This is a genomic window from Lapidilactobacillus mulanensis (assembly GCF_003946215.1).
Lineage (GTDB): Bacteria > Bacillota > Bacilli > Lactobacillales > Lactobacillaceae > Lapidilactobacillus > Lapidilactobacillus mulanensis.
Map to the genome: position 1 here is coordinate 1 of NZ_RHOW01000057.1, position 8838 is coordinate 8838.

General features: G+C 38.2%; 11 protein-coding genes. 8 read left to right on the forward strand and 3 right to left on the reverse strand.

What is annotated here, in order from left to right; translation table 11 throughout:
• The 3 genes from topB to EKM67_RS09875 all read left to right on the forward strand — a co-directional run.
• On the forward strand, positions 1-2081 hold a 2081-nt coding region (gene topB, locus EKM67_RS09865), incomplete at its 5' end, for a type IA DNA topoisomerase (RefSeq protein ID WP_164506642.1).
• 121 nt (positions 2082-2202) lie between these two features.
• Complete coding sequence (locus EKM67_RS09870; RefSeq protein ID WP_056986576.1) at positions 2203-2418, forward strand: hypothetical protein; 216 nt, start codon at positions 2203-2205, stop codon at positions 2416-2418.
• Positions 2419-2421: 3 nt separating this feature from the next.
• A complete protein-coding gene (locus EKM67_RS09875; RefSeq protein WP_125578841.1) occupies positions 2422-3546 on the forward strand; it encodes an ArdC-like ssDNA-binding domain-containing protein in 1125 nt (374 codons plus the stop codon).
• Between the two features lie 153 nt (positions 3547-3699).
• Here EKM67_RS09875 and EKM67_RS10950 read toward each other — a convergent pair whose 3' ends face one another.
• From EKM67_RS10950 to EKM67_RS09895, 3 genes are all read right to left on the reverse strand, one after another.
• A complete protein-coding gene (locus EKM67_RS10950; RefSeq protein ID WP_072672334.1) occupies positions 3700-3789 on the reverse strand; it encodes a putative holin-like toxin in 90 nt (29 codons plus the stop codon).
• A 164-nt stretch (positions 3790-3953) separates the two neighbouring features.
• Positions 3954-4868 carry an SMODS-associated NUDIX domain-containing protein gene (locus EKM67_RS09890; RefSeq protein ID WP_125578842.1) on the reverse strand — a complete coding sequence of 305 codons (915 nt, stop codon included), beginning with the start codon at positions 4866-4868 and terminating at the stop codon, positions 3954-3956.
• A 14-nt stretch (positions 4869-4882) separates the two neighbouring features.
• Positions 4883-6247 (reverse strand): nucleotide-binding domain-containing protein, encoded by a 1365-nt coding sequence (locus EKM67_RS09895; protein ID WP_125578843.1) that lies wholly within the window; start codon positions 6245-6247, stop codon positions 4883-4885.
• A 403-nt stretch (positions 6248-6650) separates the two neighbouring features.
• Here EKM67_RS09895 and amaP point away from each other — a divergent pair, with 403 nt between their 5' ends.
• The 5 genes from amaP to EKM67_RS09920 are packed head-to-tail and all read left to right on the forward strand — an operon-like array spanning position 6651 to position 8396.
• Positions 6651-7211 (forward strand): alkaline shock response membrane anchor protein AmaP, encoded by a 561-nt coding sequence (gene amaP / locus EKM67_RS09900; RefSeq protein ID WP_125578844.1) that lies wholly within the window; start codon positions 6651-6653, stop codon positions 7209-7211.
• 11 nt (positions 7212-7222) lie between these two features.
• Positions 7223-7408 carry a DUF2273 domain-containing protein gene (locus EKM67_RS09905; RefSeq protein ID WP_025014030.1) on the forward strand — a complete coding sequence of 62 codons (186 nt, stop codon included), beginning with the start codon at positions 7223-7225 and terminating at the stop codon, positions 7406-7408.
• A gap of 27 nt (positions 7409-7435) precedes the next feature.
• On the forward strand, positions 7436-7978 hold the full coding sequence (locus tag EKM67_RS09910) for an Asp23/Gls24 family envelope stress response protein (RefSeq protein WP_057904665.1): 543 nt from the start codon (positions 7436-7438) through the stop codon (positions 7976-7978).
• A 14-nt stretch (positions 7979-7992) separates the two neighbouring features.
• Entirely contained in the window at positions 7993-8244 is a 252-nt protein-coding gene (locus EKM67_RS09915) for a GlsB/YeaQ/YmgE family stress response membrane protein (RefSeq protein ID WP_003680323.1), read from the forward strand.
• An 11-nt stretch (positions 8245-8255) separates the two neighbouring features.
• The gene (locus tag EKM67_RS09920; RefSeq protein ID WP_003681696.1) at positions 8256-8396 is read left to right on the forward strand and encodes a hypothetical protein; all 141 of its coding nucleotides are present in this window, start codon (positions 8256-8258) and stop codon (positions 8394-8396) included.
• Positions 8397-8838 lie beyond the last annotated feature (442 nt).

Below are 8838 nucleotides of genomic sequence, written 5' to 3' on the forward strand. Positions count from 1 at the left end.
CCTTTCAAAAGAGCACAAAAAAACAGGGTTACTATACGGTTAGCGACCCTGTTTTGCCCGAAAATACGCTTGTCACGTATGGTCTCGGACATTTAGTTGAACTAGCCACACCGGATAAATATGATCAGAAATATCAGCAATGGGCCCTATCTAATTTACCGATTTTCCCCAACAAATACAAGTTTGAAGTGTCAGCTAGCAAAAGAACGCAATTCAAGATCGTTAAAGACCTGTTAACGAAGGCCGATACCATTATTGTTGCCACAGATAGCGGCCGGGAAGGCTCCAATATCGCCTGGTCAATCATGAACCAAGCCCAGATTGACGTTAAAAAGAAGACCATTAAGCGTCTATGGCTGAATAGTTTGGAAAAAGACGCCATTATTACCGGCTTTAAAAATCTTGGTGACTGGCACAAAGACTATTTGGCTTATAAAGAAGCCCAAACCCGTCAAATTAGTGATTGGTTGATCGGTATGAATGGTAGTCCCTTATATACTTTGTTATTAAGACAAAACGGGGTACGCGGGGTATACTCAATTGGTCGCGTGCAGACGCCAACCTTGTATATGGTCTATCAAAGAGACCAGGCAATCAAAAACTTTAAGCCGGAACCCTATTTTGAACTAAATGCTGAAATTCTTGCTAATCAGCAAAAATTCATCGCAAAATTAGACCCCTATCAGCGATTTAAAGACGAAGCAGGGCTAATGACATTCATGCGAGCTAAACACGTTCATAAAGGCTCGCAGGACGGTTTAATCAAGGACGTCCAAAAACAAGGCAAAAAGCGTGCTAGTCCCCAACTATTCTCACTATCCAGTCTCCAAAGTGCCATGAATAAACGTTATCACGCCAGTGCCAGCCAAACCTTAGCGGCCATTCAAAGTTTATATGAAGCCAAGTTGCTGAGTTATCCCCGAACGGATTGTGCTTATATCACTGATGAAGAATTTGATTATTTAGTGGCTAATCTGACGAAGTATCTGGGTTTGGTCTCTAAGCCAGTCGCTTTAACCAATACCACTCCGAACAAACGCTATGTTGATGGGAAAAAAGTTGAAGAACACTATGCCATTATTATGACTAAAGTCGTGCCGACGAAAGAGAAACTAGCCAGCTTGCCTAAATTACAGCAACAAGTCTATGACCTGGTTTTAAGGACGACGTTAGCGATGTTTGCTGACCCGTACGAGTATGAAGAAACCATCATTATTACCCAAGTTGGCGACGCCAATTTTAAAGCAACGGGTAAGGTCCCAACTAAGCAAGGTTGGCAAGTTTTATTTGATGATCACAAAGCCGACCAGCAAGAGGCAGCCACCCTACCGATCGTTCACCAAGGCGACCAAGTTCAAGCAAATCTGCAAACGCCGCAAAAAGAAACGACCCCACCAGTACCGTTTACCGAAGGGACATTAATCACAGCCATGAAGACGGCCGGTAAAACGCTTGATGATGAAGAAGCCCAGGCGATTCTCAAAGACGTGCAAGGAATTGGGACAAGTGCGACCCGGGCCAATGTGCTAGAAGTGTTAAAGAAACGCGGGTATCTCGTCACTGAAAAGAACAAACTCCACGTCAGTGAAGCTGGGATCACATTATGTAAAGCGGTCGAACTCGAACCCTTGCTAACTAGCCCAGAGATGACAGCGAAATGGGAGCAAGCGTTACAACAAATCAGTACCGAAGAACGTACCCCAGATAACTTTTTGAACCAAATCAAAAAGTTCGTGGCAAAGTTGATTGCTGATGTCCCCGCGCAATTAACTGGCAGTGCAGCCATTAAGCAACAAATCGATCACCAACAGCAAGCGCAAAAATCCGCTGAAGTATTCTTAGAAACACCGCAAGCGACCGTTTTAAATAAACAGAAGTTTTACATTGTGAAGCCTAAGCAAGGCGAAGACTTTACCTTACCCAAGAAATGGAGTAGCAAAACCCTCGGTAAAACTGCAATCAAAGCCTTAGTCACCAAGGGTGAAACCAGCAAATTAAAGGGTTTCAAGAGCAAAAAGGGAAAGTCGTTTGACGCCAAGTTAAAGCTTGACGGCCATAAATTAAGTTTTGATTTTGATTAGAACTTGCCTACCGCCCTGCACGTTGTTGCGGTTGGTGAACCCGTCATTTAGGTTTACTTTTGGCTTTATAAAAGTGAACCTAAATGACGGGTGAGATTAGCAAAGCAAAGGAGATCATAAAATGGATAATAAATTAGCAGTCATTGGGAGTGAATTACCAGTTTTGCAGGCTAAAGGAACCTACAAGTATTTAAAAGAAATCACTGGTAACGGAGCCTATTATCAAGTGGCTTGGCAAAAATTGTCTGACGGTTACGTTGCCCTTTATGGCACGACCTCAATTCAAACAAAAGTGGCTCCCATACTGAATGATATTTTTGAAGATGAGGAGGGGTAGACAATGCCGAGTAAAGCAGACATTAACGCCTGGAAAGCACAATTAGTCGCCCAAGCCGAACAACAAATCCTAAAATTAACCGATAGTGACCGATTTAAACAGTACCTCAATACCTTGGCTAAATTCCATCATTATAGCGCCAGAAACATTGATTTGATTTATGCGCAAAATCCGCAAGCCACTCAAGTCGCGGGCTTTAAGCAATGGCAGACGGCTTTTAACCGCACCGTCAACCGGGGCGCAAAAGCGATTCGGATTGCGGCCCCGATTATTAAGAAGTTAACACCAGCCGAGAAAAAGCGTCTTGATACCACCGATGAACGCGCCATTGTTGGTTATCGTTACCTACCCATCTTCGACGTGGCACAAACTAGTGGTGAACCAGTGTTAAGTGCTAAAGACTTTGTCAAAGAAAATTTAGCCGATCATCAGAATGTAACGAGCTTGTATAACGCGTTCAAAGATTATTTAAACCAGCAAACCGACCTTAAAGTCAGTGAAGTGCCTTTAGCGACGCTAAATGGGGCTAAGGGATATTTTCAACCCAGCACTAATGAAATCGTTATTGGTGGCGATGAGCCCGACAATGCTTTGAAACTGAAGACGTTATATCACGAATATGCGCATAGTCAGCTACACGGCTTGAAATCAGCCTTTAAAGATCGCCCGCGAGCCTATCAAGAAACCCAAGCCGAAGCGGTCGCATATGTTGCCATGCAAAATATTGGGGTTGATACGGGTAATTACTCCCTCGGTTATGTAGCTACCTGGGCCAAAGATAAAGCCGTGATCCATAGTGCTTTAAGTGAAATCCAGCAAGTTAGCAACAAAGTGATTGAGCTTAGTGACGGGTTAACCAAACAACTAGGCTTACAAGAAGCACAAAAAGAGCCCGAGCATGATTTAAAAAAGCTATCAGCTCAGTCACTGAATAAGTCCTATCAAAGCTTGCAACAACAAGTTCAGCAAACGACTAATTCACAACAAAAAGCACAATTTAAAAACCAGTTACATGAGATATACGAAGAAATCAGTGAGCGAACGCAAAAGCAGCTACAAGCATTTGCTGAACAGAATCTGGAAATCAAACAACTCGATCTTGAACCCAATCAAAGTCCGAAACGTTAGCCAGCTTTTAAAGGACATGCTATAATGAAAATAGAAAAAAGGAAGTCCTGTGCTAACAAGACTTCCCATGCAAGCCGCTTCAAAGGCGGTGGCAGATATTAAAACGACACTAGTTCGCCCTGTAACCTACCAAAGTTACGCAGGGCGGCTTTTTTATTTGTTCCTTTTGTCGATGTATGTTAGCAACGCTAAAATAAACATTGCAAACAGCAACATCAACGAGAGTGTCTGGAAGACGCTCATTGACTATGAAACCTTCCTGAAGATTATTCCATGTTCCCATGGGCCTCACCTCGCAAGGGAAAAGACAGCCACCGCCCTTAAAACTTCTTGCTTAATCTATTATACAGATAAATGGAAAATCAACCAATTATAACTAGAAAATAGGTATCATTTTTTGAAATGACTTACTTGAGTGCAATCTCTATTATGGGGCTGGTTTTCTCTCTCTTACTAAGATTTTCAGTATTTTCAGTTATTATCTTAGGAGTATGAGTTGCAATGTTGTCTGTGAATTTGTTAGTCACAGTTGATACTCCAAAAGACTTTATTTCATCAGAGGTCGCAAAATAATATTTGTCAGATTTTTTATCCATCAAATTTCTAAACAGTTCTTCCTGTTTTTCCGATAATTGAACTTCAAAAACATCTGCTAAAAGTAATTCGTAGTGTTCGAATATACTACCATATTGGATATCAGTCATGTGTCTTCCGCAATACTTATATGATAAATGACTTCCAAACGATTTTTTAGTTAAAATGCCAGTTGAAAATATTTCTTCTTCGAATTCCCTACTAAGGTTTGATCCATTCTCCCTATCCTCAGTAATATCAAATCTTTTTACAAAGGCTCTTAAATATTTATCCTTTACTAATAATCTATAATCATTTTTGGTAGTTTTATTTACTGGCACTCTATCATCATTCTCAATTGACATGCTACTGCTTAAATATTGTGCCTCTTCATTACAAAACTTGTATGCGCCACCTACTGGTTGATATTTACAAGATCGTGTATTGGGGACCAAGAAATACTTTCCATCAACTTTGATTCTAAACAAATACGCAAATGATATTCTTATAATAGTATTTTTTTTCAAAATACCAGCTCTTTCAAGCTTGCGCTGCGATGCTTTCCAGTTATCATTGTCCACCAAATCGACAGAGTACCGAATTAGTTTTGGAAACCAAGCACCAATAAATAGAGTGAGTACTTTATTTATGACTGCAAACGATAAATATTTTTGATTGATTAATGTAGATACAAATATAAGTATTAATAAGATTATACTAAGCCCAATTAGCTTCGCTACTTTTTTCACTTTACTTCCACCACCTATTCTTTTCCAATAGGTATATCTAAGTGTCCGATAGCAACACATATGTTATTCTTGATCAAATAACACTCAATATAATGTTGGCCACGAAAAATCGTGTTTTCTGTTATCTTTTCGCCCCTGTCCACAATCTGTCCGCGAATATCGTTTCGTTTCACAGATTCTTCACCCACATTTAATACCTTCCATAATATTTTGTCGAATGATGGGCAATTAGTATGCGCTATTTTACACGTTACAGAAAAGTTATGTGGAATGTACTTTGCAAAATGCGAATTTAGATATTTTGCAATGGGCATGGGTCTGATTCCGTTTCCGGATAGCTTACAGTTGATACTAACATCATAATATTCATTGACGAGATATTTATCTTCAATGAACTCCTCCGTATTATTGAATACTCTTTTTGTATCTTCTCCAAGGCTCTTTCTGGTTTCTTGCATGTTTAGCTCTTTCCAGTATGAGTGATTAAAAAAAAGTCCCCAAGCATCAACTGCTTCTGCAAATGTGCAATCTGGATCAAATAAAACATCCAATTTTTTCAATTCATTTTCAAGATGGTTCTTCCAATTTCGCATCCTAGTATAATCTATTTCTCGTGTTACTAATCTTCTTCCATTATCAACTGGAGCATTAACCTCCAGATTAGTATTCAGTCTAGCAACAATCTTTTTCATTGTATAATAAAATAGTTCGTCTGTTCGGGAATAGTTATTGGTAATCGCTTCATCACATAAAACAGTTTGAATTAATCCGCTTGGCATATTTTTCCAAGATTCCCTAGACTTGCAAAACATTTTAGACAATCGAACTATTTTTCTCAGATTGTCATTTGTTTTTGATGCCTCTGTATTAAACCATTCTTCCAACGCCTTAATATGCCTTGTAGACCATTTAGCTCCTGCGTGCTCATAAGTGTACTCATTTCCCAAATGAATTTTAGACCTCTTAAAAATTGCAAAATCAACATGGTAACCATTTGAATATTCCATGCGAACACAACTAGTTTTTACGAGTGGTTCAACTGCAAATTGCCCCATCTTTCTTTTTAATGCATTTTCCAATATGTTTTTGATAGCATAGGGTCCTATTTCGTCAAGATTATCTGACTCAAATACTATTCCAACATCTATGTCGTAATCATTTTCATCATTTTGTACCACAGTATGCATAGCCATGCTGCCTTGTATTCTTTCCTCAGAAATTCTAAAGCCAGTTTTGTTTTCAGCATTGTATTCTGATAAACCAGATTTTAATCTTTTTATATTGGTCTTTCTTTTTTGCCTTAATTCGTTTTGGCTTTTTTCTGGAAGTATAATTTTTGTGTGATAAAACTCATTGAATTTTCTTGAACAATCATACATAGATTTCCCTCTTTTCTAAAATTCATTATCGTCTAAAATTATACTCTGTTAAAAGGGTTTATTTCACGATTCATGTTCTCTGGCTTAAAATGCGTTCAATTATAATTTGTAGCTAGAACTGATGGATAAAAGCGTTTAGAATTGTTGATTCATAAAAGAAGTAGCCACGAAGAAAGAAACCTCGAAGACAACAAATTAAGAATTTGTTGATTCAGGTCAATTTTCTAATCAATTCAAATAAAAGTTAAACGTGTAATCCTCCATTATACATTCTGGCCACTAGGGTATACCCTAGTGGCCAGATTGGTTTAGTCAAATAAAAATTTTAATTGGTTTCTCATAAGTGCATATAATTCCATCATCACTACTGTCCTGCTATAATCATGGTAAAGGTGGTGATGATTTGCGATTTATATTTAAGGCTTTAATAGTAGTTGTTATTATCCTTGCATTTCCTTTGTCCATAGTTCTTGTCTTTAAAAATTGGTCAACGGCCATTGGCACTAGCACACCCATGCAATTAAAGTTTGATTGGTTGGATCAGTACGAACCGATATACCTTTTTTGGAGTGGGATAATTCTGGCGGCGGTGTTAATTGTTTTATTGCTTATCACACTTTTTTGGCCACGGTCACAGTCATTATATCTTCATCAAAAGTCTGATGGTCAAGTTACCATCAGTAAGAAAGCTATTGAGCATTTTGCTCTTTCAGCACTTCAACATGAACCCTTTATTGGTAACCCCAAGGTATCAGCTAAGTTATCACAAAAAAGGATCACACTTAAAATATCGGGTGATCTACTAAATTCAGTCAATGCCAAGAAACAGACTGCAAATTTTCTCAATCAATTAAAAAAAGATTTGCGTATTTGTCTTGGAATTTCTGAACAGAAAAAAATAAAAATCCGACTCGTTGATTTCAATGAGTCGGACGATAATGTGCAACAATCTCGAGTTGTCTAGGAGGTGATAACGTGACCGAACTCATTAAAGCCTATTTTTGGCCACTAATTGGTGGAATTATAGGATTGCTCTTAGCGGTCCTTATCATCACTTTTGGATTTTTCAAGACGCTTTTTGTTTTGATTTTTATGGCAATCGGGATTACCGCGGGTTATTATATTCAAAAAACTGGTATCTTAACAAATGTTTTTAAATAACTGTTTGAATTATAAGGAGGAAAAATTATGCAGAACGGAACGCCAAGTGAAAAAACAACAACTAACGAAAAGTCTGGTATTAAAGGCAATTTAACATTTGATGATAAGGTTATTCAAAAAATAATTGGTATTGCACTTTCTGAAGTAGATGGCTTATTAACCGTAGATGGCGGTTTTTTCGCAAATGTTGCTGAAAAACTAGTTAATACTTCCGATGTCACATCAGGAATTGATGTAGAGGTTGGAAAAAAGCAGGTTGCAGTGGATCTCGACATTGTTGCTGAATACGGCATTGATATTTCTAAACTATATGACAAGATCAAAAATGTTATCGTTCGGGAAGTAAAGAATATGACCGACTTAGAAGTAATTGAGGTAAATGTGAATGTTGTTGATGTCAAGACAAAGGAGCAACATGAAAAAGATTCGACTTCTCTGCAAGATCGCGTGAGCGATGCTACAGACAAAACGAAGGAAGCCGTCAGTAAGGGCGCAAAGAAATCGAAGGAAACATTAAGTGACAGCGTTGATAAAGTAACGTCTGACAATAAATCTAGTCGTGTTAACTAAGGGAGTGAGTAAATATGGGACTTATTTGGTCATTAATCGTCGGGGCAATCATTGGTGCCATTGCTGGCGCAATCACTAACCGTGGTGCTGCTATGGGCTGGATTGCAAACATCGTAGCTGGTTTGATTGGTGCATGGATTGGCCAAGGGCTCCTTGGCACTTGGGGTCCTTCATTAGCTGGCATGGCATTGATACCATCGATCATCGGGGCAATTATTTTAGTTCTGATTGTTTCATTAGTTGTTGGTCGAACCAGTAAAAAGTAAGGGGGGATTTTATGGACGTCTTGAAAAGTGTATTTAAGTTTATGATCGCTTCTACGCTCATTGTTGGTGGTGTTCTCATCGGCGGCACCGTCTTGGCTGCTAAGAAGGTAGATGGCATTGGTGATACGTTGCAACAAAAATTACATGGATAATTAGTCAAATTATCTATATTAGACATCTTAGAACGTAAATAATTGGGCAATTGAAGATCAGTTAATCAATATTTCAATTGGCGCGATACCCTTTTATAAATATAGATGGGAATTTTTTTGATAATTAATAAAAGCAGGCACTTTTTTTACGTAGGTGCTTGCTTTTATTTATCTATAAATTATAACCTAGCAGTTAAAAACTGTTTTTCAGATATGTAATATAGTATTATTACTGATTCTTTAATTTTATATTTGGTTAAAGAGCTAGTCTGCCTGTATAATAGATCCAGTAGAGAAGTTAAGGCGGTGGCAATTTCCGATTTGAAAACAAAAAAATATATGTTTTAGATTCCGCCATATATGGAAATGCAATTTATGGATGTAGTATGAATCTATGGACACGATTTAGTATAATGCCATTATAGGAAGGATCGTGTTCTGA

Bases quoted from the DNA above. Each gene is read 5' to 3' on its own strand.
- EKM67_RS09870 (WP_056986576.1), top strand. From the start codon at position 2,203: ATGGATAATAAATTAGCAGTCATTGGGAGTGAATTACCAGTTTTGCAG.
- EKM67_RS09875 (WP_125578841.1), top strand. From the start codon at position 2,422: ATGCCGAGTAAAGCAGACATTAACGCCTGGAAAGCACAATTAGTCGCC.
- EKM67_RS10950 (WP_072672334.1), bottom strand. From the start codon at position 3,789: ATGAGCGTCTTCCAGACACTCTCGTTGATGTTGCTGTTTGCAATGTTT.
- EKM67_RS09895 (WP_125578843.1), bottom strand. From the start codon at position 6,247: ATGTATGATTGTTCAAGAAAATTCAATGAGTTTTATCACACAAAAATT.
- EKM67_RS09910 (WP_057904665.1), top strand. From the start codon at position 7,436: ATGCAGAACGGAACGCCAAGTGAAAAAACAACAACTAACGAAAAGTCT.
- EKM67_RS09915 (WP_003680323.1), top strand. From the start codon at position 7,993: ATGGGACTTATTTGGTCATTAATCGTCGGGGCAATCATTGGTGCCATT.
- EKM67_RS09920 (WP_003681696.1), top strand. From the start codon at position 8,256: ATGGACGTCTTGAAAAGTGTATTTAAGTTTATGATCGCTTCTACGCTC.